Source organism: Gryllotalpicola kribbensis (assembly GCF_039538245.1).
GTDB lineage: Bacteria > Actinomycetota > Actinomycetes > Actinomycetales > Microbacteriaceae > Gryllotalpicola > Gryllotalpicola kribbensis.
In genome coordinates this window covers 22,554-46,508 of record NZ_BAABBX010000017.1, presented here as the reverse complement: position 1 = coordinate 46,508, position 23,955 = coordinate 22,554, and the positions used below count along the sequence as shown (strand labels likewise).

Here is a 23,955-nt window from a genome sequence, read left to right as displayed (position 1 = left end):
GCTTTTAGCCGCGCGCTCCGAGCAGGTGCTCGGTGGCCAGCTGCTGCAGGCGGACGAAGCCGAAGCCCTTGCCGCCCAGGTAGGCGTCGGTGTCGAAGTCCTCCCACGCGGAGCGGTCGGCCTTGATCGTCTCGATCGTCTCGCCCGGGTTGAGGGTGCTCTGCTCGAGCTCGAAGACCTTGGCGGCCTCGAGCGCAGCCTGCACCTCGGGGTCGGCGCGGAATGCGTCGGCGCGCTCCTTGAGCAGCAGGTAGGTCTGCATGTTGGCCTTCGCCGACTCCCAGACGCCGTTCTCGTCCTCGGTGCGGCTCGGCTTGTAGTCGAAGTGACGGGGGCCGGTGTAGGCCGGGCCGCCGTTCACGCCGCCGTGCTCGAGCAGGTCGACCAGCGCGAAGGCGTTGTGCAGGTCGCCGTGGCCGAAGGCCAGGTCCTGGTCGTACTTGATCGAGCGCTGCCCGTTCAGGTCGATGTGGAAGAGCTTGCCGTGGTACAGCGCCTGCGCGACACCCGAGGTGAAGTTGAGGCCCGCCATGGTCTCGTGGCCGACCTCGGGGTTGAGGCCGACGAGCTCGGGGTGCTCGAGCGAGTCGATGAACGCGATCGCGTGGCCGAGCGTCGGCAGCAGGATGTCGCCGCGGGGCTCGTTGGGCTTCGGCTCGATCGCGAACTTGATGTCCCAGCCCTGCGAGAGGACGTAGTCGCCGAGGAAGTCGACGGCCTCCTTGTAGCGGGCGAGCGCGGCCTGGATGTTCTTGGCCGAGTCGTACTCGGCGCCCTCGCGGCCGCCCCACATGACGAAGGTCTTCGCGCCGAGCTCGACACCGAGCTCGAGCTGGCGCAGGATCTTGCGGATCGTGTAGCGACGCACCTGGCGGTCGTTCGAGGTGACGCCGCCGTCCTTGAAGACGGGGGCGGAGAAGGTGTTCGTCGTGACCATCGGCACGATGAGGCCGGTCTCGTCGAGCGACTTCTTCAGGCGGTCGATGTAGCTCTGGCGCTCGGCGTCCGACGAGCCGAACGGGAACAGGTCGTCGTCGTGGAACGTGAGGCCGTAGGCGCCGAGCTCGGCGAGCTTCTCAACGACGTGCTCGATCTCGAACGGCTTGCGCGTCGGGCCACCGAACGGGTCGGTGCCGTTGTAGCCCACGGTCCAGAGACCGAACGAGAACTTGTCCTCGCGAGTGGGGGTGAGAGTCATCGTGCTTGTCCTTCAACTTCCATGGTGAGGTGGACGGAGTGATTTTGTTGTTGCGATAAACATATCGCGGATCGGGGCGAAGTGCCACCGGCCGACACCTCGTAATCGCCTGCGAATCCGCGCAGGCGGAAACGCCCGTCGGCATCGGTGCGCACGGGGGTCGCCGGCAACCACCACTCGCCCTTGATCAGCGCGTGCAGCGCGTCGTAGCCCGGCTTCGGGCTGCCGTCGGCGCGCACCAGCCCGATCGGCGCGCCGAGCCATGCGCCGGCATCCGTGATGCCCCAGTACGTGATCGACGCGACCTGCGGGTGCGAGACGAGCGAGCGGTAATGGCGCGCGAGCTCGTCCGCCTGACGCGCCTCGCCCTCGGGCGTCGACGGCCACGATGCGATCCGGTAGTCGTTCAGGTCGACGATCTCGGCCGGCATGAGGTGGCCCGAGACCAGCGAGTTCTCGGTGAGGTGCAGCGGCAGGCCGTAGCGCGCGAAGCGGTCGATCATCGCGAGCATCGTCTCTTCGCCCCAGTAGCCCTGATGCATGTGCGTCTGCAGGCCGATCGCGTCGATCTGGATGCCCGCCTCGAGCACGCCCTCGATGAGGCACTCGTACGCGCTCGACAGATCGAAGTCGTTGATCAGCAGAGTCGCGTTCGGGTTGGTCGCCCGCGCCTCCTCGAACGCCATGCGGATCATCGGGATGCGCCCCTTGGCGCGCGCGAGCGGCGTGATCGCATTGTCGCCGTTCTCGAACACCGGCATGATGACGGCCTCGTTGATCGCGTCCCACGTGTCGATGAGGCCGGCGAAGTCGGCGATCTCGCGCCGGATTCGCTCGCGCTGCAGCCGCTCGACCTCGTCGAGCGGCTTGCCGAGCAGCCAGTCGGGCTGCACGGTGTGCCAGACGAGCGGATGCCCCTTGAGCGACACCCCGCGCTCGCGCAGGAATCGCGCCGTGTTCGCGAGGCCCTCGGTGTCGGGCTCGCCCTCGAGCGGCTCGAAGCGACCCCAGTAGAACGGCAGGGTCGCCCAGTTGAACAGCTCGGTGTAGAGCTCGGCGAGCTCGAGGTCGCCCTCGGTGCCGCCGCCGTTCGCCAGGTCGATGAAGTCGAAGCCGATGTTGCCGAACCCGAAGGCGTGTCGCGTCTGCGAGACGGTGACGTCGGTGTCGGCGAGCGGACGCCCGCTCGGATCGGTGAGGGTGACGACGGCCTCTCCCAGGCGATGGCTGGGCTGGGTGGCACGGCAGGAAGCGAGCTGCATCGGCGGCGATGACTCCTCAAATCGCTGGGGGTTGCGCGCCGAACGTATCACCGCGCGACGACGGCAGAAAGGGTGCTCGGCCCCCACCGGGTCAGTGCGCGGGCGGCGGAGCGGTGGTCTCGCGCACGACGAGCTCCGAGCGCAGGTGCTCGTGCCGGGTGCCGGACTCCTCGCCGCTCAGCTGCTCCACGAGCATCTTCAGGGCGGTCGCCCCCATCTGATGCAGCGGCTGCGCGATGGTCGTGAGACGCGGCATGGTGCTGGTGGCGTCGGGGATGTCGTCGAAGCCGACGATCGACAGCTCGCCCGGCACGTCGATGCGGAGCTCGCGGGCCGCATCGAGCGCGCCGAGGGCCGACAGGTCGTTCGCGGCGAAGATCGCGGTCGGCCGCTCGACGCGGTCGAGCAGGTCGAGGGCGCCGACGCGGCCCGTGCTGCGCTGATAGTCGCCGTCGATCACGAGCGAGGGGTCGAAGGGGATGCCGGCCTGCTCGAGGCAGCGGCGGTAGCCCTCTTCGCGGCGATGCGACGACTCGAGGTCGGCGCGGCCGCGCAGGTGCGCGATGCGACGGTGACCGAGCGAGATGAGGTGCTCGACCGCGGCGCGGGCGCCGCCGACGTTGTCGGCATCGACGGTCGAGGGGCCGCCGCGGCCCGTGTGCGGGTCGATCGCCACAACGGGGATCGGCGTGTCGGTGGCCACCGCGGTGGGCGTGACGAGGATCGCGCCGTCGATCAGGGTGCCGGCGAGTCGCGAGAGCGAGCGGCGCTCCCAGCCGACCGGGGGAGCGTCGCCGCCCACCCAGCCGGAGTGAGCGAGCAGCTCGTAGCCCGTGCCGTGCGCCGCGGCGCCGATGCCCTTGAGCAGCTCGGCGGAGTACGGCTCGAACTCGGTGACGAGCACCCCGATCACATTGGTGCGGCTGCGGCGCAGGCTGCTCGCGATGAGCGACGTCTCGTAGCCGAGCTCGTTGACGACGGCCATGACGCGCGCGTAGGTCGCGGGCGCGACGCCGTAGCGGGAGTTCACGACCTTCGAGACGGTGGCGACGGAGACGCCTGCTGCGCGTGCGACGTCGGTGATCGTCACCCGTCCCAAAACAGGGGGGACGCCAGCATCCACGCTCATGCAGAACAACGTAGCGCAAGCCTGAGAGTCGCTCACAGCAAAGGCGAGTACGGATATAAAACGTTATCGACATCGTTTGACAACGGGTGTCGAGATCACGGATGCTTTTAGCCGCGGTCGCAACAAACCCTGCACTACCCCGCAAACATCGCCGTCGCAGTCCATCGCGGCGGGGTGTTCACCACAGCGTCAATGACGACAACACAAGGAGTGTTTCCACAATGATGAGGAAAGCAACGGGCGCGGCAGTCGTCGCGCTTGGGCTGGGCGTCGTCCTGGCCGCCACCGGCTGCGCCGGCTCCGGCAACGACAGCGGATCGTCTTCGGGCGGCAAGGTGTCGCTGACCGTCTGGACGAACTCGACGACCGGCCCCGGCGTCCAGTTCTTCAAGGACGCAGCCAAGTCCTTCGAGCAGGCCCACTCGAACGTCACGGTCAAGATCCAGTCGATCCAGAACGAGGACCTCGACGGCAAGCTGCAGACCGCGCTCAACGCGAACTCCGCTCCCGACATCTTCCTCCAGCGTGGCGGCGGCAAGATGCAGGCCGAGGTCGACGCCGGGCAGCTGCAGGCGCTCGACCTGAGCAGCACCGCGAAGGAGAACGCCGGTGCCGCCGCGCTCGCGGGCGAGTCGATCGACGGCAAGGTCTACGCCGTGCCGCTCGACTTCCTCCCCGAGGGCATCTACTACAGCAAGGACCTGTTCCAGCAGGCCGGCATCACCTCGACGCCGACGACCATCGATGAGCTGCAGACCGACGTCAAGAAGCTGCAGGACTCCGGTGTCGACGCGATCGCCGTCGGCGCCAAGGACGCGTGGCCCGCTGCGCACTGGTACTACAACTTCGCCCTGCGCGAGTGCAGCCAGGACGTGCTGAACAAGACCGCCAAGACCCTCAAGTTCGACAACGAGTGCTGGACCAAGGCCGGCGAGGACCTCGCCTCCTTCCTCAAGATCGACCCGTTCAACAAGGGCTTCCTGACCACCTCCGCCCAGCAGGGCGCCGGCTCGTCGGCGGGTCTCGTCGCCAACCACAAGGCCGGCATGGAGCTCATGGGCGGCTGGGACCCGGGTGTGATGGCCGGTCTGACCGCCGACCAGAAGGTCCCCTCGGACCTCGGCTGGTTCCCCTTCCCGTCGATCGACGGCGGCAAGGGTGACCCGAGCGCGCTGCTCGGTGGCATCGACGGCTACTCGGTCTCGAAGAACGCCCCGAAGGAGGCGACCGAGTTCCTCGAGTTCCTCGTGACGAAGGACCAGCAGGAGGCCTACGCGAAGGCGTTCAACTCCATCCCCGTCAACAAGGACGCCCAGTCGGTCGTGACCGACTCGTACAACGTGTCGGCTCTGCAGGCCTTCAACAAGGCGGCCTACGCGTCGCAGTACCTCGACACCCTGTACGGCCAGAACGTCGGAAACGCGATGAACACCGCCGTCGTCAACCTGCTCGCAGGCAAGGGCACGGCCAAGGACATCGTCAAGGACACCAACGACGCCGCTGCGAAGGGCTGAGTAGCAACAACATGAGCAACACCCTGGGTACTGACACGGTCATCGACCGGCAGTCGCAGGGCTCCGCAGGGGTCGGGGGCGCGCCGAGCGCGTCCCCGGCCTCGCCGCGGGCGGCCAAGCGCCGCTCCGGCCGGGGTCGCATGCGGCTCGAGATCGCCGTCCTCTCCGGCCCTGCGATCATCGTCTTCCTCGCGTTCGTGATCTTCCCGGTCGCGCTGGCCGCCTACTACGGATTCTTCCGGTGGCACGGCTACGGCCCCGCCACGGACTTCGTCGGCTTGAACAACTACAAGCTGATCCTCACCGACCCCGCCTTCCAGCAGGTGCTCTGGCACAACCTGCTGATCGTGGTGCTGTCCCTCGTGATCCAGGGGCCGCTCTCGATCGTGCTGGCGCTGCTGCTGAACCAGAAGATCAGGGGCCGCGCGCTGATCCGCGTGCTGATCTTCGTCCCCTACGTCATCTCCGAGGTCATCGTCGGCACCGGCTGGAGCCTCATGCTCCAGAGCAACGGCGCCGTGAACGACTTCCTGCACACCATCGGCCTGGGCGGCATCGCCGCCGACTGGCTGTCGGACCCGAAGCTGGCGATCTGGTCGCTGATGGGCATCATCTCGTGGAAGTACATCGGCTTCGCGGTCATCCTGATGCTCGCCGGTCTGCAGTCCATCCCCGAAGAGCTCTTCGAGGCCGCGCAGATCGACGGCGCCTCGTACTGGCAGATCCAGCGCCGCATCACCTTGCCGCTGCTGGGGCCGACGATCCGCATCTGGGCGTTCCTGTCGATCATCGGCTCGCTGCAGCTGTTCGACCTCGTCTACATCATCTGGGGTCAGTACATCGCCTCGACCGCCGGCACCTCGACCATGGCGACCTACATGGTCGCTCAGGGCCGCATGGCCGGGAACTACGGCTACGGCAGCGCCGTCGCCGTGGTGATGTTCATCATCTCTTTGATCATCGCGCTGCTGTACCAGCGCTTCGTCCTGCGCCGTGACCTTCAGGGCGCCGTCACCGAGGGAGCCAAGTGATGAGCGCGTCGACTGCCGCCACGACCAGCCCCGCGACCCGCAACCGCGGCACGAAGGCCTCCCGCTCGGGTGACCGCGACGCGCCGCGCAAGTGGGGGAATCCGTTCACCTACTTCATCGCGCTGCTCTTCATCGCGGTGTGCATCGCCCCCGTGCTCTACATCGTGCTGGGCGGCTTCCGCACCAACTCGCAGATCACGACGAGCCCGGCCGGATTCCCGCACCCGTGGGTGTTCAGCAACTATGTCGACGTGCTCAAGACCTCGACCTTCTGGGGCGAGTTCGGCAACTCGATGATCGTCGCCATCGTGACGACCGTGGGCGTCGTGGTGCTCGGCGTCATGGTGAGCTTCGTGCTCGCGCGCTACGAGTTCAAGGGCAAGGGCGCGGTCTACTCGCTGTTCGCCGCCGGCCTCATGTTCCCGCTCGTGATCGCGATCACGCCGCTGTACATCATCATCAAGGACATCGGCCTCGTGGATAACCTCATGGGCGTCGCGATCCCGCAGATCGCCTTCGCCCTGCCCACGACCGTCATCATCCTGGTGCCGTTCCTGCGCGCGATCCCGAAGGAGATCGAGGAGGCCGCCTCGATCGACGGAGCGAGCCGCCTCGGCTTCTTCTGGCGCATGGTGATCCCGCTGTCGCTGCCCGGTGTGGTGACGGTCGCGATCCTCGCCTTCATCGGCGCCTGGAACAACTACGTGCTGCCGCTGTACATCCTGAACTCGCAGGCGAACTTCACTCTGCCCCTCGGTGTGCAGGCGTTCTCGTCGCAGTATTCTCAGGACACGGCAAAGGTGCTCGCGTTCACGTCGCTCTCGATGCTTCCTGCGCTGATCTTCTTCTCGATCTTCCAGCGCCGTATCGTCGGGGGCCTGACGGGCGCAGTAAAGGGCTAGAACATGACCACCACCGAAGGCGGCGCTGCCGTCGCGCTCCCTGATGTCTCCGAGCGCGTGCTGACGCTGCACGCGCGGATGACCCTTGAGGAGAAGCTCGCCCAGCTGGTCGGCTACTGGCTCGATCAAAACGGCGTCGTCGCTCCGATGCAGAGCGAGATGTCGGCCGGTCAGAAGGGCGGCGAGCAGCTCAGCGAGATCACGAAGGACGGGCTCGGGCAGTACACGCGCGTCTATGGCACACGCCCCGTCGAGCCGGCCGAGCGGGCCGCGTGGCTGTGGAACGAGCAGCGCCGGCTCAAGCGCGAGACGCGTCTCGGCATCCCCGCGCTCGTGCACGAGGAGTGCCTCACGGGCCTCGCCGCGTGGCAGGCGGCCACCTTCCCGACGCCGCTCGCGTGGGGCGCGTCGTTCGACCCCGAGCTCGTCGAGCAGGTCGGCCGCGCGATCGGCGGCTCGATGAAGCAGCTGGGCGTGCACCAGGGCCTCGCGCCCGTGCTCGACGTCATCAGCGACCCGCGCTGGGGCCGCGTCGACGAGTGCATCGGCGAGGACCCCTATCTCGTCGGCACGGTCGGAACGGCGTATGTGAAGGGGCTGCAGGGGGCAGCCATCCACGCCACCCTCAAGCACTTCGTCGGCTATTCGCGCTCGCGTGCCGGGCGCAACCACGCGCCGGTCTATGCCGGCCCGCGCGAGATCGCCGACACGTACCTGCCCCCGTTCGAGATGGCGATCGCCGATGGCGGCGCGAAGTCCGTCATGAACGCGTACGTCGACGTGGACGGCGTGCCGATGGCCGCCAACACGCCGCTGCTGACGGATGTCCTGCACGACCGCCTCGGATTCGACGGCGTCGTCGTCGCGGACTATTTCGCGGTCGCCTTCCTCGAGGTCATGCACGCCGTCGCGAAGGACCGTGGCGAGGCCGCGGCGCTCGCCCTCGAGGCGGGCATCGATGTCGAGCTGCCCACGGGCGATGCATACCTCGCACCGCTCGCGGCTCGCATCCGCGCCGGTGAGTTCGACGAGGCCTACGTCGACCGCGCCGTGCTGCGCGTGCTGCGGCAGAAGGAGGAGCTCGGCCTGCTCGAGCCCGACGTCTACGAGGACGAGCCCCCGACCGACATCGACCTCGACTCGCCCGAGCATCAGCGCCTCGCACGCAAGCTCGCCGAGGAGTCGATCGTGCTGCTGGCCAACGACGGCACCCTGCCGCTGAACGCCGGCGCTCCGCGCGCCAAGGTCGCGGTGATCGGCCCGAACGCCCACCGCGCCGAGGCGCTGCAGGGGTGCTACTCCTTCGCGAACCACGTGCTCGCGCACCACCCGGAGTTCCCGCTCGGCTTCGAGATCCCGACCGTCTTCGAGGCGCTTCCGCAGGCGTTCGAGGGCGCCGGCCTGGCCGTGCCCGAGCTCGTGTTCGCCGCCGGCAGCGACAACGAGAGTGACGACACGTCCGGCTTCGCCGAGGCGACGGATGCCGCACGCGGCGCCGACCTCGCCATCGTGGTCGTCGGCGACCAGGCGGGCCTGTTCGGCCGCGGGACCGTCGGCGAGGGCAACGACGCTGAGTCGCTCGAGCTGCCGGGCGTGCAGCGCCGGCTCGTCGAGGAGGTCGTCGCGACCGGCACGCCGACGGTGCTCGTGCTGCTCACGGGCCGGCCGTACGCCGTCGCCTGGGCCTTCGACGGGCCGTCGGCGCCCGCCGCTGTGCTGCAGGCGTTCTTCCCCGGTGAGGGTGGCGGCCTCGCGATCGCCGACGTGATCACCGGCGCCGCGAATCCCTCCGGCCGGCTGCCGGTCTCGCTGCCGCGCTCGACGGGTGCGCAGCCCTACACCTACCGCCACCCGATCCTGGGCGGGCCCTCCGACGTGACGTCGGCCGACTCGACGCCGCTGCGGCCGTTCGGCTACGGCCTCGGCTACACGACCTTCGCGTATGACGGCCTGGCGGTGCAGGACTCCGTCGCGGCGGGCGGGGTGTTCGAGGCATCCGTCACGGTGACGAACACCGGCGAGCGCGCCGGCGCCGACGTCGTGCAGCTCTACGGCCACGACGTGCTCGGCACGGTCGTGCGCCCCGTCGAGCAGCTCGTGGGCTACGCGCGGGTCGAGCTCGAGCCGGGGGAGTCCAAGCGGGTGACGTTCACCGTGCCGACGACGCGCTTCGCCTTCACCGACCGGAGCCTCACGAAGATCGTCGAGCCGGGCGATGTCGAGCTGTGGGTCGCGGCGCACGCGGGCATCGCGCCGGCCGCGGACGAGGCCGTGGAGGACTCGACGGGCGGGGCGATCGTCAACGACAAGAAGGCCGCGCGGCGCGACCTGGGCGGCGCGGCGACGCCGCGTGCCGTCATCGCCATCACAGGAGAGGCGTACCCCGTCACCCGGGCCGACGCCCGCCTGGTGAACGTCAGCGTCGCCTGACGGACATTCCCCCATTTCGCCCCGAGGTGTGAGTTCGGGTCCTTCGACCTGTGTTCGAGGAACCCGAACTCACACCTCGGGGTTTTTGCGTCGCCGCGAGGGGCGAGGGGCGACGGGCGAGGGGCGAGTCGCCGGTGGGAATGTTTCGCGGGTTGCGTGGGAAAGATTCGAACCGGTCACGATTTCCTGTGAGCCGGAAACCGGATCTACCCACCTGCGGGGGCCATTCGGCACGAAATCTACTGAACCGGTTAGCCACGCGCCCGCGTGATTCCCAGCTGACCGGGCAATTCGCTGCTGAACAGCCGTGTTGAGCGGCGGCGAGCGGGGCTCGCGACCCTCTGCGCGGCTTCATTGACATCCCCTCAGGGGCACGGTAGGAATAGCCACGTCACTCTTGACACCGAGGCCTGCTCGGAAATGTTTTGTTCAACGAAGAGCAAAAGTCCCGCGCTTTAGACGGGACGGAAGGACGACTGATGGCACAGCAGTCAGGCGCCGCGTTCACGCGTCGCACGTTCATTGGAGTCGCCGGCGGGGTCGCGGCAAGCACCCTGCTCGCAGCCTGCAGTCGTGCGGGTGGCAACGGCGGCGCCGGTGGTGGCGGTGGGAAGACCGCCAAGTTCTGGAACATGCCGTGGGGCAGCGACGCGTTCCTCGCGGAGGACAAGAAGATCGTCGCGGCGTACAAGCCGACGGGCGACCTGCCGTCGTTCACCTACCAGCAGATCCAGTGGGCGAACTTCACGCAGACCTTCCAGTCCGCGGTCGCCTCGAACACCAACCCGGCGGTCTCCTCCGGTGGCGGCACCCAGGCGTTCCAGTTCGCCGCTCAGGGCAAGATCGCCTACGCCGACGACCTGATCGACTCGTGGTCGGGCGACCTCGAGGACGACTTCCTCGACGGCCTGCTCGACACCATGAAGACCGACAAGGGCTACGCGGCGATCCCCTACAACCTCGACGTCCGCTGCTCCTGGTACAACAAGACCCTCATGGACGAGGCCGGCGCGACCCCGCCCACCACGTGGGACGAGTACGTCGAGACCTGCAAGAAGCTCAAGGCCAAGGGCTACTACGGCTTCGGCCTCGGCTCGGGGGCCGGCTCGTTTACCGGCTCGCACATCCTCACCGGCTTCATGATCAACAACGGCGGCGGCATCTTCAACGAGAAGCTCGAGCCCGACCTGGTCACCCCCGAGAACGAAGAGGCGATCGAGTTCATCCTCGAGCTCGTGAAGAACGGCTACTCCGACCCGAACTCGGCCACGTACACCTCGGCCAACGTGCAGTCGCAGTGGAAGGCGAAGAAGTTCGCGTTCGGCTGGGACGGCGCGGGTCTTCCGGCCAACGTCGGCGCCGTCGCGCCCGACCTGGTCGTCGGCGAGCCGCTCACGAGCCGCTCGGGCAAGCAGGGATTCCTGTACTTCCCGAACAACATCATGATGTACAAGAACACCCCCAGCCAGAAGGGCTCCGAGGCGTTCCTCACGTACTACTACAAGAACATGAAGACCCTGTGGACCAAGAAGACCGGCATCGGCCTTCCCCCGCTCAAGTCGATCGCCGACGCGCCTGAGGTCTCGGGCGACCCGAACAACAAGACGATCCTCGACAAGTGGAACCCGATCTACCACACCTGGGGCGCCCCGGGCACCAAGGGCCTGTTCGCCAACGTCGCCTACACGGTCGACGGCACCCAGCCGATGATCACCTTCACGCAGTCGATCCTCGGCGGCAAGGTCAAGGCCGCCGACGCTCTGAAGACCCTTCAGAACCAGATCGAGCCCCTGATGAAGTAAGCCGAGGCCGGGTGGGCCCTGCCGCCTTCGGGCGCGGGGCCCACCCGGTTTTCGCTTCCCCACTTGGCCCGCGAGGGTGTTTCAAAGGAGTTTCTGAATGACGACCGAGTCGGTCACCCGCAGCCTGCAAAGGGCGCGGAACGGTGTGGGCGTCGGGGGTGGAGGTGCGCCGGCGCGCAATCGCCGGAACAAGGCACTGAACCACGGCACCACGTTCTTCTTCTTCGCGCTGCCGTCGCTCTTCCTGCTGCTGCTGCTGAACCTGTACCCGGTGATCTACGCAGGTTTCCAGTCCGTGCACGACGGCGACCTGATCCAGCCCGGCAACTTCATCGGCCTGCGCAACTACCTGACGGTGCTGCAGACCGCGGACTTCTGGCGCGCCGCCCGCTTCACGGTGATCTTCACCGTCGTGGGCGTGTTCGGCAGCTGGGCCGTCGGCCTCGGCATCGCGCTGCTGCTGCGCACGAGGATTCCCGCGAACCCGGTGTTCAAGGTGCTGCTCCTGCTTCCGTGGGTCGTGCCCACGGTCGTGTCGGCGACCGCGTGGAACTGGCTGGTCGCCACGCCCCAGGCCCCGCTGCCCGTCATCGCGAAGGCGATCGGATTCGGGGACGTCTCGTTCCTCGGCGACCCGCTCGCGGCGCAGGTGCTCGTCTGCATCTTCAAGGTGTGGATCAGCTTCCCCTTCATGATGATGATGCTCAGCTCGGCCCTCGCCGCGGTCGACACCAACGTCTACGAGGCATCCAAGGTGGACGGCGCCGGCACGTGGCAGACGTTCACGCGCATCACGCTGCCGATGATCTCGCGCACCACCTACGTCAGCTGGATCCTCATGACGATCTTCTGCGTCAATGACTTCCCGACGATCTACCTCCTGACCGGCGGCGGGCCCGTCAACGCGACGCAGTCGCTCGTCGTCATGGCGTACCAGACGGTGTTCGCCAACCAGCAGGTCGGCCCGGGTGTCGCCATCGCCTTCATCATGACGATCGTCCTCGTGATCGTCTCGGTGGTCCTGTACCGCCAGATCCGAAAGTCGAGCATCGAATGACCACCGAAACCGCCAACATCCGCCTCGCCGGCATCTCCGGCAAGCGCCGCCGCCTCGGCGAACTCGGGGAGCGCGGCAAGTGGTGGCGCTTCCTCGCCATCCTGTTCATCACGGCCGTCGTCATCGTGCCGGTCGTCGCGGTCTTCATCCTGTCGCTCACCCCGGCCTTCGGGTCGACCGAGACGGGGCTCACGTTCGCGAACTACGGGCACATCTTCACCGCGACGAACCTCAGCTACTGGCTCGAGAACAGCCTGCTGGTCGCACTCGTCACCGTGGTCGTGGCCGTCGCCGTCGCGGCGCCCGCGGGCTACGTGCTCTCGCGCGGCCGCAGCAGGCTCATCTCGGGCTACGCCCTGATCCTGTTCGTCATCCAGTCGCTGCCGGTCGTGACCGCGGTCATCCCGCTGTTCTTCCTGTTCGTGAAGCTGAACCTCAACGACAACCTCGCGGGCGTCATGATCATCTACATCGGCTCGACCATGTCGGTCGCGATCTGGATGATGGCCGCCTACTTCGACTCGATTCCGATCACCCTCGAAGAGGCCGCGTGGATCGACGGCGCGAGCGTGTTCGGCTCGTTCACGCGCGTCGTGCTGCGCAACTCGCTTCCGGGCATCCTGTCGACCGCGATCTTCTCGTTCCTGCTCGCCTGGAACGACTACCTGATCGCCGTCGTGTTCCTGAAGAGCGATGTCAACTACACGCTGCCGATCGGCCTGCAGACGTTCTTCCAACAGAATGCGACCGACTGGGGCAACGTCATGGCCGTCGCCGTGATCATGATGCTGCCGCCGATCATCGTGTTCGCCGCGCTCAACCGCTACTTCAGCGTGGGCGGCATCGGCGGTTCGCTCGCAGGTCGCTGACGACGTGGCACACGACGATCGGGAGGGGATCGTCGAAGACCGGGCGCTGCGCGCCGCGGTCGACCGCATCATCCCCGCGGATGCCTGGCCGGCAGGCTGGGGCGGGGGAGTCTCCGAGTACCTGAGGGTTGCGGGGCGGGAGCCGCTGGAGGCGGCTCCCGGCCTCGCGGCCCTCTCGGCTCGGCTCGACGCGAGCGCGGCCGACGCGCGGCCGGGTGCCGGCTTCGCCGATCTCTCAGACACGGAGCAGGACGCGATCCTGCGCGCACTCGAAGCGGGGGCTGGCGCCGAGGGATTCGCCGAACTGCGGCGCGTCGCGTTCGAGGGGTTCTACGCCGCGGACGCGCGCCGCAGCGACCCCGTCGGGCTCGGCATGATCGGCTTCCGGCATGTTCCCGAGGGCGCCGAGATCGTGGAGCCCGAGCTTCCGGCCGGGCGCGATGCGGCATCTGTCGCCGCGCACTACGACGCGATCGTCATCGGAAGCGGGCCGGGCGGCGGCGTCGCCGCGCAGGTGCTCGCCCAGGCGGGGAAGTCGGTGCTGCTCGTCGAACGGATGCCCGCGGTGCCGAACCGCCTGCTGCGCGGCGACCACCTGCACGACAAGCGCAACGCGGTGTACGCGGTGCGCGTGGGGCCGGGGGCCGGGCACCCCCGAGTGCACTCGAGCGATGCCGGGGACGAGGTCATCGATGGAACCGGCGATGCGAGCCGCTACGGCCTGAACGCCGATGCGTTCGGCGGCGGCAGCCGGATCTGGCAGGGAATGGCCTGGCGCTTCATGCCGGAGGACTTCCGGATGCGCGAGGTCTACGGCAACCCGGACGGGGCGAGCCTCGCCGACTGGCCGATCGACTACGACGAGCTCGAGCCGTTCTACACCCGCGCCGAATGGGAGCTCGGCGTGGCCGGCGAAGAGGGAGCGCTGACGAGGCGGATGCCGCGCAGCGCGGGCTACCCCATGCCTCCGTTCGGCACCGAGCCCGCGCGCGAGCTGCTCGCGGCGGCCGCCGACCGGCTCGGCTGGGGGTGGGGGCCGATTCCGCTCGCGCTCAACAGCGTTCCGCACGACGGCCGGCCGGCCTGCGTCAGGTGCGCCCAGTGCGTCGGGCACGCGTGCCCGGTGAACGCGAAGAACGGCTCGCACAACACCTTCATTCCGCGCGCGGTCGCGACGGGGAACTGCGATGTGCTGTACGACGCCGAGGCGATCGAGGTGACGGACGGCGCCGGCGGGGCATCCGTCGTCATCATGGCGAACGCCAGCGCGCCGGGAAGCGAGCCCGTTCGGCTCACGGTGCGCGCCGACGTGGTCGTCGTCTCGGCGGGTGCGGTCGAGACGCCGCGCCTGCTGCTCGCGAGCGGCCTGGGCAACGATCACCTCGGGCGGCACATCCACGACCACCGCACCTCGACCGTGCTCGGCACCGTCGACGAGAAGGTGAAGAACTTCATCGGCCCCGGCCACTCGATCGCGACGCTCGACCACGTGCACGCCGCGAGCGTGCCGTGGGGCGGCGGCGTGCTCGTCGACCTGATGAGCCTGCTGCCGCTGACGAGCGCGCTGGCGCCCGCCCCCGGGATCCCCGCGTGGGGCGCCAGACACAAGGAGTGGATGCGCGACGGCCGCGCCCACTCGTTCGGCGTGTTCGCGATGGGGCAGGAGATCCCGCTGCCGAGCTCGCGGGTCTCATTGGCGGCGGGTGTGCTCGACCGCTGGGGGAAGCCCGGCGCGCGGATCCGGAAGGACGTGCACGGCGCGTCCCGCGAGGTCGAGGCGGGGCTCGCGCGGGAGGGCGCCGCGTGGCTCGAGGCAGCCGGCGCCCGCGAGGTGCGACGGCTCGTCGGCACGGCGACGGCGTCGGCCGCCGGCGAGCACAGCTGCGGAACGGCACGCATGAGCGACGACCCGGCGACGGGCGCCACCGACCGCTTCGGGCGGCTCTGGGGCACGCGCCGCGTGGTCGTCTGCGACTCATCGCTGCACCCGACCAACGGCAGCGTGAACCCGACCCTGACGATCGTCGCGAACGCGTTCCGCGTCGCGAGCCGGCTCATCGAGGACTGGCCGCGATGAGCCGGTCCGCGGCGACGCTCACCCACATCGCGCGCTCGGCCGAGGTGTCGCCCTCGACGGTGTCGAAGGTGCTGAACGGGCGCTCAGGCGTCTCGGCCGAGACGCGGGCGCGGGTCGAGCAGGCGCTGCGCACCCACGGCTACAGCCCGCCGGCCGAGCGGCACCGCCAGCCGTTCATCGAGCTCGTCTTCGAGCGTGTCGAGTCGGTGTTCGCGATCGAGATCATCCGCGGGGTGCAGCGGGCGGCGGTGGCGCGCGGCCTGAGCCTCGTGCTGAGCGAGACCGGCAATCGGCACACCCCGGGCCCCGAGTGGCTCGATCAAGTGCTGCGCCGCCGGCCCGCGGGCGTCGTGCTCGTCTTCAGCGACCTGCCGACGTCGGCGAAGGAGCGGCTCGCCCTGCGCGGCATCCCCTTCGTCGTGCTCGACCCTGCCGGCGACCCGGCGCCCGACGTGCCCTCCGTCGGCAGCGCGAACTGGTCGGGCGGGGTGCAGGCCGCGCGGCACCTCATCGAGCTGGGGCACCGCTCGATCGCGGTGATCGGCGGCCCGAACGACATGATGTGCTCGCGCGCCCGGGTGTCGGGCTTCCGGGCCGCGCTCGACGAGGCGGGCGTGCCGTTCCGCGAGGACGCGCTGCGCTGGGGCAACTTCGCCCGCGAGGACGGTCTCGCCTTCGGGCGCGAGCTGCTGCAGCTGCCCGACCGGCCGACCGCGGTTTTCGCCGGCAACGACCTCATGGCGCTCGGCGTGCTCGAGGCGGCGCGGATGCTGGGGCTGTCGGTGCCGCGCGACGTGTCGGTCGTCGGCTACGACGACCTCGAGATCGCCCACTGGTCGGGCCCGCCGCTCACCACGGTGCGGCAGCCGCTCGCCGAGATGGGCGAGCAGGCGGCGCTGCTGGCGCTCGACGCCCAGGACGGCGCGCTGCGCGCCGCCCGCGTCGACCTCGCGACGAGCCTCGTCGTGCGCGAGAGCACGGCGCCGCCGCCGCGGGCCTGAGGCAGGGCGGGCGATCCGAGCACGAATTCGCGAAAACTACCGCGCCAAAATGCGATAGCTTTCTTGAGAGACGAAGGAGTCCCATGACTGCACCCCATCCCCTGCGCGTCGCTCTCATCGGCACCGGCTTCATGGGCGCCGCCCACAGCCAGGCCTTCCGCGTCGCGCCCCGGTTCTTCGACCTGCCCCGAGGCGTCGAGATGACGGTCATCGTCGGGCGCGATGCCGCGAAGACGCAGGCAGCCGCCGAGAAGCTCGGCTGGGCCGAGGCCTCCACCGACTGGCGCGAGGTCATCGCACGCGACGACATCGACCTCGTCGACATCTGCTCGCCCGGCGACAGCCATGCCGAGATCGCCATCGCCGCGCTCGAGGCAGGGAAGCACGTGCTGTGCGAGAAGCCGCTTGCGAACACCGTCGACGAGGCGAAGGCGATGGCGGATGCCGCGCGCGAGGCCGCCTCGCGCGGCATCCGCTCGATGGTCGGGTTCTCGTATCGCCGCGTGCCCGCGCTCACCTTCGCGCGCGACCTGGTGCAATCGGGGCGCATCGGCGAGGTGCGCCAGGCGCGCGCCGCGTACCTGCAGGACTGGCTCGTCGACGAGAACGGCCCCATGACCTGGCGCCTCGACAAGAAGCTCGCCGGCTCGGGCTCGCTCGGCGACATCGGCGCGCACGCGGTCGACGCCGTGCAGTTCATCACGGGCCAGTCGGTCGAGCAGGTCTCGGGCTACCTGCGCACCTTCGTCACCGAGCGGCCCCTGCTCGCCAAACCCGCTGAAGGGCAGAGCACGGTCGGGCTCTCGGGCACCGCCTCCGACGAGCGCGGTCAGGTCACGGTCGACGACGCCGCGTGGTTCACGGGGCAGCTCTCGGGCGGCGCGGTCGCGTCGTTCGAGGCGACGCGCTACGCCACGGGGCGCAAGAACGGCCTCAAGATCGAGATCTTCGGCTCGCGCGGGGCGATCGTCTTCGACCTCGAGAAGCTGAACGAGCTCGAGTTCTACGACGGCACCGACGCCGCAGGCGAGCAGGGCTTCCGCCGCATCTTCGTCACCGAGCCCGAGCACCCGTATGCGGCCGCGTGGTGGCCGACGGGTCACGGCCTCGGCTACGAGCACGCGTTCTCGCACCAGGTGCGCGACCTCGTGTTCGACATCGCGGAAGGCCGCCAGCCGCGGCCCTCGTTCGACGACGGGCTGCGGGTACAGCAGGTGCTCGATGCCGTCGAGCGCTCCGCCGCGGTGAACGCCGTGTGGACCCCCGTCGCCTGAACTGCATTCCGGAATCATCGAGAGCCTCAAAGGAGAGCTGAGCCATGGCACGACCTGTCACCCTGTTCACCGGCCAGTGGGCCGACCTGCCGTTCGAGGAAGTGGCGCGACTCGCGGGCGAGTGGGGCTACGACGGCCTCGAGATCGCCTCGTGGGGCGACCACCTCGACCCGAACCGCGCCGCCGTCGATGACGACTATGTGCAGAACCGCCTCGACATCCTCGAGAAGAACGGCCTGAAGGTGTTCGCGATCTCGAACCACCTGAAGGGCCAGGCGGTCTGCGACGACCCGATCGACCAGCGTCACCGCGACATCCTGCCCGACTCGGTCTGGGGCGACGGCGATGCAGAAGGCATCCGCCAGCGCGCTGCCGAAGAGGTCAAGAACACCGCGCGCGCCGCCGCGCGCCTCGGTGCCAAGGTCGTCACGGGCTTCACCGGCTCGTCGATCTGGAAGTACGTCGCGATGTTCCCGCCCGCCTCGCAGGAGCTGGTGGATGCCGGCTACCAGGACTTCGCCGACCGCTGGAACCCCATCATCGACGTCTTCGACGAGGTCGGCGTGAAGTTCGCGCTCGAGCCGCACCCGAGCGAGATCGCCTACGACTACTGGACCACCAAGGCGACGCTCGAGGCGATCGGCCACCGCGAGTCGTTCGGCCTCAACTGGGACCCCTCGCACATGGTGTGGCAGGACCTCGACCCCGTCGGGTTCCTCTGGGACTTCCAGGACCGCATCTACCACGTGCACTGCAAGGACACGAAGAAGCGGCTCAACGGCCGCAACGGCCGGCTGTCGTCGCACCTCGCGTGGGCCGACCCGCGCCGCGGCTGGGACTTCATCAACACGGGCCACGGTGACGTGCCGTGGGAGGACGCCTTCCGCATGCTCAACGCGATCGGCTACGAGGGGCCCCTCTCGGTCGAGTGGGAGGACGCCGGAATGGACCGCCTGAAGGGCGCCCCCGAGGCGCTCGCCTTCGTGCGCGAGCATGCGATCGAGGCATCCGCCACCGCATTCGACGCCGCGTTCAGCACCAAGAACTAGCAACGAACCCTAGATATAAGAGAGAAGCAAGCATGACGCAGCGCAATGCGCTCATCGTCCGCGGCGGCTGGGACGGCCACGAGCCGGTAGAGACCACCGACTCGTTCATCCCGTTCCTCACCGACCACGGCTTCCGGGTCCGGGTCTCCGAGGGAACGCGGGTGTACACCGACGACGCGTACCTCGACACGGTCGACCTCATCGTGCAGATCAACACGATGAACACGATCGAGAACGGCGAGTTCGCGGGTCTGCGCCGCGCCGTGCTGAACGGCACCGGGCTCGCGGGCTGGCACGGCGGCATCGCCGACTCGTACCGCAACAACGCCGACTATCTGCACATGATCGGCGGCCAGTTCGCCCACCATGCCGGTATCGAGCCTCGCTTACGCACCGGCGAGCAGTCCGACAACTACCTCGACTACACGGTGAACATCACCGAGTACGGCAAGACCCACCCGATCACGCAGGGCATCGAGGACTTCGAGCTGCACACCGAGCAGTACTGGGTGCTCTCCGACGAATACAACGACGTGCTGGCGACGACCACGCAGGCCGCGCGCCCGTGGGACGCCTGGAACCGGCCGGTCACCGCGCCCGCGATCTGGACCCGCCAGTGGGGCAAGGGGCGCATCTTCGTCTCGGCGCCCGGGCACAAGCTCGAGGTCGTGAACGACCCCAACGTGCGCACGATCATCGAGCGCGGCCTGCTGTGGGCGGCGCGCGGCTCCGAGAACGAGGGGGCCCACGAATGAGCGCGGATGCCTCGAGCGAGGTCCTGCGCGTCGGCGTGATCGGCGTCGGCGTGATCTCGAAGCAGTACTTCGCGAGCCTGCCGAAGCTGCCGAACTTGAAGCTCGTCGCGGTCGCCGACCTCAACGAGCCGCGGGCGGCCGAGGTGGCCGCCGAGCAGGGCGTCGTCGCGCGCACGGTCGACGAGCTGCTGGCCTCGGACGACATCGACGCCGTCATCAACCTCACCATCCCCGCCGCGCATGTGGAGGTCGGCCTGCGCGCGCTCGCCGCGGGCAAGCACGTCTTCGCCGAGAAGCCGCTCGGGCTCTCGACGGCGGAGGCCAAGCCGCTCATCGACGCTCAGAGCGGCGTCGATGCCCGGGGTCGGGCGCTGCGCGTCGGCAGCGCCCCCGACACGGTGCTCGGCACCGGCATCCAGACCGCGCGCAAGGTCGTCGACGACGGCACGATCGGCGAGGTGCTCGGCGCGTCGGTGCACTGGTCGGCGCCGGGGCACGAGCGCTGGCACCCCGCGCCCGCGTTCTACTACCAGCCGGGCGGCGGCCCGCTGTACGACATGGGCCCGTACTACCTGACGAGCCTTGTGCACCTGCTCGGCCCCGTCGTGCGCGTCTCGGGCGTCGCCCGGCGCTCGGCGCGCGAGCGCACGATCGCCACCGGGCCGAACGCGGGCACCGTGCTGCCGGTCGATGTCGACACGCACATCACGGCGCTGCTCGAGCATGCCTCCGGGGTCGCGTCGAGCGTGACGGTGAGCTTCGAGGTGTGGGCGACGCGCTCGCCGCTGTTCGAGGTCTACGGCTCGCAGGGGACGCTCGCGGTGCCCGACCCGAACCGCTTCTCTGACCCCGTCGAGGTGTTCACCGCGGCGTCGGGGGAGTGGGCGCCCGTGCCGGAGTCCGCGGGATATCGGGACGCAGGTCGCGGCTATGGCCTCGCCGACCTCGCCGCGGCGATCGCCGCGGGCACGCCGCATCGCGCCTCGGGCGAGCTCGCCTTCCACGTGCTCGACATCATGGAGTCGATCCTCACGGCCGCGCACGAGAAGCGCACCGTCGAGCTGACGAGCACGGTCGAGCGGCCGGCGCCCGTCCCCCTCTCGGACACGCCGTAGGATCTGTCCCGATGACGGATTCGGGCAGCGACCGCGCGACGCTCTCCCGCATCGCCGACGAGGCGGCCGTGTCGCTGTCGACGGTCTCGAAGGTCTTGAACGGGCGCGCGGGGGTCTCCGACCTCACGCGCGCCCGCATCGAGGCGCTCTTGCACGAGCACGGCTACAACCGCCGCGGCACCGCGCAGTCGAGCTCGCTCATCGAGGTCGTGTTCGGGCAGCTCGGCACCGAGTGGACGCTCGAGATCGTCCGCGGCGTCGAGCGCGTCGCCCGCGAGCACGGGCTGTCGGTGGTCGTCACCGAGAGCGGTGACCGGCACGCGCCCGCCCCCGACTGGATCGAGGGCGCGCTCGAGCGCCGGCCGGTCGGTGTGGTGCTCGTTCTGTCTGGCCTGCCAGAGGACTCGCGTCAGCAGCTGCGCGTGCGGAACATCCCCTTCGTGATCATCGACCCTGCGGGTGACCCGCCGCCCGACGTGCCCGCGATCGGCGCCGCGAACTGGTCGGGCGGCACCCTCGCCGCCCGGCACCTGCTCGAGCTCGGTCACACGCGGGTCGCGGTGATCGCGGGGCCCTCAGACATGCTGATGTCGCGCGCCCGCCTGTCCGGATTCCGCTCGGCGCTGGATGCCGCCGGGGTGGCCGTGCCACCCGAGTACGTGCGCGTGGGCGACTTCACGCTCGAGAGCGGCGTCGAGCACGGCGCGGCGCTGCTGTCGCTGCCCGAGCCGCCGACGGCCATCTTCGCCGAGAGCGACCTGCAGGCGCTCGGCGTCTACGAGGCGGCCCGCGCCGCGGGCGTCGTCATTCCCGACGCGCTCTCGGTGATCGGATTCGACGACCTGCCGGTGGCGGCGTGGGTGGGGCCGCCGCTGACCACCGTGCGGCAGCCGACGGCCGACATGGCCGAGCAGGCGACGCGGCTCGCGCTGCGGCTGCGCGACACGGCGGCGCACGAGCACCTGCGCATCGACCTCGCGACGCAGCTCGTGGTGCGCGGCTCGACGGCGGCGCCGCGCGCGTAGCCGCGGCGCGGAAGCTAGCCGAGCCAGAGCTCGGCGGGCGGAACCACGGATTCCAGCTCGGGCCAGAGCCCGTCGGGAATGTCGAGGGTCGCGTACGCGACCGTCTCGGCGACGCGCGCGGGCGACGAGACGCCCACGACGGTCGCGTCGACGAAGGGCGCACGCAGCGAGAACTGCAGCGCGGCGGCCGCGAGCGGCACCCCGTGGCGCCGGCACGCGGCCTGCATCGCCCGCGCGGCATCCGCCACTCGCCCGTCGCGCTCGCCGTAGCCGTACTTCGTCTGCGTGTCCGGCCCCTTGGCGAGCATGCCGCCGCCGTACGGCGCGGCGTTGACCACGCCGATGCCCCGGGAGCGCGCCGCCTCGAACAGCCGCTGCGCCGAGCGGTCGAGCAGGGTGTAGCGGTTGTGGCTGAGCACGACGTCGAAGGCCCCCGTGTCGAGGTACTGCTCGAGCACGTCGACGGGTCCGCCGGCGACGCCGATGTGGTCGACGGCGCCCGACTCCTTCAGCGCGACCATCGCCTCGACGGGGCCGCCGGGCGCGACGCCCTCCGCGAAGGAGATCCGCTCGGGGTCGTGCAGGTACAGCAGCGGCACCCGGTCGACGCCGAGCCTCTCGAGGCTCTCCGCGAAGGAGGCCCGGATGCGTGCGCCGTCGAACGACCCCGTCTCGGGATCGGGGTCGGTCTTCGTGGCGAGCACGACATCGGCCGGGAGGCCGCCGCGGGCGCGGATCGCGGCGCCGATGCGGCGCTCGGCCGAGCCGTCGTCGCCGTAGCCGTTCGAGGTGTCGAGGAAGCGGATCGGGCTGTCGAACACCGCCTCGACCGTGGCGACGGCGCGCTCGTCGGGCACGTCGTAGCCGTACAGCCGCTTCATGCTCGCGAGCGGACTCGTGCCGACGCAGAGCGCCGTGACCTCGAGACCCGTGGAGCCGAGGGGATGCCGCGGCAGCGCCGGCTCGCCACCGAGACGGGCGCCGCGGCCGCCGTCGAAGGTGCTCACGAGGCGACCCCCGCCGTGGCTTCGGCCGGCGCCCGGTCGGCGAACGCCCGCCGCGCCGCGTGGTAGGCGTCGACGATGCGGCCCAGGACCTCCTCCGTCGCGGCGTCGCCGACCGCGAGCTCGGGGTGGGCGGCGCGCCAGTCCAGCATTCGTCGCACGGCGCGCTCGAACGTGAGCTTGGGCGCGAAGCCGGGCACGAAGCGGCGGATCTTGGCGTTGTCGAAGACGGCCGAGTGGCCCAGATCGCCGACGAACTCGCCCGACCAGAACCACTCGGGGGCGACCACGGGGTAGAACTCGCTCGGCACGTGCACGAGGCGCGGCTCGACCCCGAGCGCGCGCGCGAACAGCGTGTGGATCTGGTCCCAGGTGAGCACGTCGTCGCCCGTGATGTGGAACACCTCGCCGATCGCGCGGTCGCTGCCGAGCAGCCCGACGAGGCCCTGGGCGAAGTCCTCGGCGTGCGTCAGCGTCCACAGCGAGGTGCCGTCGCCATGCACCGGCACCTCGTCGCCTCGGGCGATGCGGTCGACGACCGCCCAGCCGCCGGGCAGCGGGGGGTTCGCGTCGTCATAGGTGTGCGAAGGGCGCACGACGGTCACGGGGAAGCCCTGCTCGCGATGCGCCCGCGCGAGCGCCTGCTCGGCGCGCCACTTCGCGGTGGCATACGGCAGCGGCGGGTTGGGCGCCGTCGGGGTGGACTCCGTGATCGGCGTGCTGAGCACGGGCTTCGCGTAGATCGACCCCGAGCTGATGTGCACGTACTGCCGGGTGCGGCCGCTCCACAGCGCGACCATGCGCGCGACGTCGTCTTCGTCGTAGGAGAGGAAGTTCACGACGGAGTCGAAGGAGCGATCGCCGATCGCGGCGAGAACGGATGCGTCATCCGTCACATCGCCCGTCAGCCATTCGACCTCGGGCGGCAGTTCGCGCCCGGTCCCGTTGGCGCCGCGGTTCAGCACCGTCACGGCGAAGCCGTGCGCCACGGCCAGCCGCACGGACGACGCGCTGATGGTTCCCGTGCCGCCGATGAAGAGCACCGCGAGCGCGGCGCTGTCGTGGTCGTGCATCCCGTATGTCCCGTCCGTCACTTGCCCGCGTACCAGTCCTCGAAGCCGTTCTCGACGAGCGAGATCAGCACATCCTCGCGGCGCACGCCGAGGGGTGCGAGCCGCTCGACCACCGCCTCGAAGAAGCGGCGCTTCACCGCGACGGGGTACATGTGCACCGCCGTGACCTGGATGAGCAGGAGCTTCTGCCGGTCGACCCCGTTGTAGCCGGGGTCGAACTTGAGCTCGCCCGCCGCGTGCGGCCGGAACACCTGGAAGCGGTCGTCGGCGGGGATGCCGAGCGCGTCGATCTGCGCCTGGTGCACGGCGTCGCCGATGGCATCGCCGCTGCGGGCGTACAGCTCGGCGTCGAGGTCGACTTGGATGAGTGGCATTCGTTCTCCTTGGG

Annotated in this window: 20 protein-coding genes; 14 read left to right on the top strand and 6 right to left on the bottom strand. The window is 69.6% G+C overall.

What is annotated here, in order from left to right; all coding sequences use genetic code 11:
* Window positions 1-4: 4 nt before the first annotated feature.
* The 3 genes from xylA to ABD716_RS15465 all read right to left on the bottom strand — a co-directional run bounded on the left by xylA (window position 5) and on the right by ABD716_RS15465 (window position 3,589).
* Window positions 5-1,198 (bottom strand): xylose isomerase, encoded by a 1,194-nt coding sequence (gene xylA / locus ABD716_RS15475; protein WP_344778514.1) that lies wholly within the window; start codon window positions 1,196-1,198, stop codon window positions 5-7.
* Entirely contained in the window at window positions 1,195-2,460 is a 1,266-nt protein-coding gene (locus ABD716_RS15470) for an endo-1,4-beta-xylanase (RefSeq protein ID WP_344778512.1), read from the bottom strand. Before ABD716_RS15470 ends, xylA begins: the two co-directional genes overlap by 4 nt.
* Before the next feature lie 91 nt (window positions 2,461-2,551).
* Complete coding sequence (locus tag ABD716_RS15465) at window positions 2,552-3,589, bottom strand: LacI family DNA-binding transcriptional regulator (protein WP_344778510.1); 1,038 nt, start codon at window positions 3,587-3,589, stop codon at window positions 2,552-2,554.
* 221 nt (window positions 3,590-3,810) lie between these two features.
* Here ABD716_RS15465 and ABD716_RS15460 point away from each other — a divergent pair, with 221 nt between their 5' ends.
* From ABD716_RS15460 to ABD716_RS15395, 14 genes are all read left to right on the top strand, one after another.
* Window positions 3,811-5,103 carry an ABC transporter substrate-binding protein gene (locus tag ABD716_RS15460; protein WP_344778508.1) on the top strand — a complete coding sequence of 431 codons (1,293 nt, stop codon included), beginning with the start codon at window positions 3,811-3,813 and terminating at the stop codon, window positions 5,101-5,103.
* 11 nt (window positions 5,104-5,114) lie between these two features.
* A complete protein-coding gene (locus ABD716_RS15455; RefSeq protein WP_344778506.1) occupies window positions 5,115-6,134 on the top strand; it encodes a carbohydrate ABC transporter permease in 1,020 nt (339 codons plus the stop codon).
* Window positions 6,134-7,036, top strand: a complete 903-nt coding sequence (locus tag ABD716_RS15450) for a carbohydrate ABC transporter permease (protein ID WP_344778504.1) — start codon at window positions 6,134-6,136, stop codon at window positions 7,034-7,036. The genes ABD716_RS15455 and ABD716_RS15450 overlap by 1 nt, the downstream gene beginning before the upstream one ends.
* A 3-nt stretch (window positions 7,037-7,039) precedes the next feature.
* The gene (locus ABD716_RS15445; RefSeq protein WP_344778502.1) at window positions 7,040-9,466 is read left to right on the top strand and encodes a beta-xylosidase/alpha-l-arabinosidase; all 2,427 of its coding nucleotides are present in this window, start codon (window positions 7,040-7,042) and stop codon (window positions 9,464-9,466) included.
* A gap of 479 nt (window positions 9,467-9,945) precedes the next feature.
* Window positions 9,946-11,268, top strand: coding sequence for an ABC transporter substrate-binding protein (locus ABD716_RS15440; RefSeq protein WP_344778500.1), 1,323 nt, complete (start codon window positions 9,946-9,948; stop codon window positions 11,266-11,268).
* Between the two features lie 97 nt (window positions 11,269-11,365).
* Window positions 11,366-12,325 (top strand): carbohydrate ABC transporter permease, encoded by a 960-nt coding sequence (locus ABD716_RS15435; RefSeq protein WP_344778498.1) that lies wholly within the window; start codon window positions 11,366-11,368, stop codon window positions 12,323-12,325.
* Window positions 12,322-13,194, top strand: coding sequence for a carbohydrate ABC transporter permease (locus tag ABD716_RS15430; RefSeq protein ID WP_344778496.1), 873 nt, complete (start codon window positions 12,322-12,324; stop codon window positions 13,192-13,194). The genes ABD716_RS15435 and ABD716_RS15430 overlap by 4 nt, the downstream gene beginning before the upstream one ends.
* Window positions 13,195-13,198: 4 nt before the next feature.
* Window positions 13,199-15,271, top strand: coding sequence for a GMC family oxidoreductase N-terminal domain-containing protein (locus ABD716_RS15425; RefSeq protein WP_344778494.1), 2,073 nt, complete (start codon window positions 13,199-13,201; stop codon window positions 15,269-15,271).
* Window positions 15,268-16,272, top strand: coding sequence for a LacI family DNA-binding transcriptional regulator (locus ABD716_RS15420; protein ID WP_344778492.1), 1,005 nt, complete (start codon window positions 15,268-15,270; stop codon window positions 16,270-16,272). The genes ABD716_RS15425 and ABD716_RS15420 overlap by 4 nt, the downstream gene beginning before the upstream one ends.
* 83 nt (window positions 16,273-16,355) lie before the next feature.
* Entirely contained in the window at window positions 16,356-17,546 is a 1,191-nt protein-coding gene (locus ABD716_RS15415; RefSeq protein ID WP_344778490.1) for a Gfo/Idh/MocA family protein, read from the top strand.
* 44 nt (window positions 17,547-17,590) lie between these two features.
* Window positions 17,591-18,595, top strand: coding sequence for a sugar phosphate isomerase/epimerase family protein (locus tag ABD716_RS15410; protein WP_344778488.1), 1,005 nt, complete (start codon window positions 17,591-17,593; stop codon window positions 18,593-18,595).
* A 32-nt stretch (window positions 18,596-18,627) separates the two neighbouring features.
* Window positions 18,628-19,350 (top strand): ThuA domain-containing protein, encoded by a 723-nt coding sequence (locus tag ABD716_RS15405; protein WP_344778487.1) that lies wholly within the window; start codon window positions 18,628-18,630, stop codon window positions 19,348-19,350.
* Complete coding sequence (locus ABD716_RS15400) at window positions 19,347-20,465, top strand: Gfo/Idh/MocA family protein (RefSeq protein WP_344778485.1); 1,119 nt, start codon at window positions 19,347-19,349, stop codon at window positions 20,463-20,465. Before ABD716_RS15405 ends, ABD716_RS15400 begins: the two co-directional genes overlap by 4 nt.
* Before the next feature lie 11 nt (window positions 20,466-20,476).
* Window positions 20,477-21,490: a LacI family DNA-binding transcriptional regulator gene (locus ABD716_RS15395; RefSeq protein WP_344778484.1), complete on the top strand. Its 1,014-nt coding sequence runs from the start codon at window positions 20,477-20,479 to the stop codon at window positions 21,488-21,490.
* Window positions 21,491-21,504: 14 nt separating this feature from the next.
* On the opposite strand, the gene ABD716_RS15390 is transcribed toward ABD716_RS15395, so the two are convergent.
* The 3 genes from ABD716_RS15390 to ABD716_RS15380 are packed head-to-tail and all read right to left on the bottom strand — an operon-like array spanning window position 21,505 to window position 23,941.
* The gene (locus tag ABD716_RS15390; RefSeq protein WP_344778483.1) at window positions 21,505-22,497 is read right to left on the bottom strand and encodes an aldo/keto reductase; all 993 of its coding nucleotides are present in this window, start codon (window positions 22,495-22,497) and stop codon (window positions 21,505-21,507) included.
* Window positions 22,494-23,588 (bottom strand): NAD-dependent epimerase/dehydratase family protein, encoded by a 1,095-nt coding sequence (locus ABD716_RS15385; protein ID WP_344778481.1) that lies wholly within the window; start codon window positions 23,586-23,588, stop codon window positions 22,494-22,496. The genes ABD716_RS15390 and ABD716_RS15385 overlap by 4 nt, the downstream gene beginning before the upstream one ends.
* Window positions 23,585-23,941, bottom strand: a complete 357-nt coding sequence (locus ABD716_RS15380; RefSeq protein ID WP_344778479.1) for a tautomerase family protein — start codon at window positions 23,939-23,941, stop codon at window positions 23,585-23,587. The genes ABD716_RS15385 and ABD716_RS15380 overlap by 4 nt, the downstream gene beginning before the upstream one ends.
* Window positions 23,942-23,955 lie beyond the last annotated feature (14 nt).